General features: G+C 56.4%; 1 rRNA gene. It reads left to right on the top strand.

The features are described from left to right. Positions 1–182: 182 nt before the first annotated feature. Positions 183–273 (top strand): 5S ribosomal RNA (gene rrf, locus ACAM49_RS40410); the annotation flags it as partial.

Here is a 273-nt window from a genome sequence, read left to right as displayed (position 1 = left end):
CCAGAACTGGAAGCCCGGTAACGGGTGTAGGTGACTGGTACTAATAGGCCGAGGACTTACCAACAAAGAAGCTACGCGTCCACTGTGCAGTATCTGAAACAACACACAGATACAGGAAGACGGGAACCGAACCCTCGCAAGGGGATTCGCGACCTGGCTCTCTGTGGATAGTTTCATAGAGTTACGGCGGCTATAGCGGTGGGGAAACGCCCGGTCCCATTCCGAACCCGGAAGCTAAGGCCACCTGCGCCGATGGTACTGCACTCGACAGGG

The organism is Nocardia sp. JMUB6875 (assembly GCF_041154655.1).
In the GTDB taxonomy this organism is placed as follows: domain Bacteria; phylum Actinomycetota; class Actinomycetes; order Mycobacteriales; family Mycobacteriaceae; genus Nocardia.
Note: the sequence above shows the minus strand (reverse complement) of the source record. Positions and strands in the feature narration are given on the sequence as shown.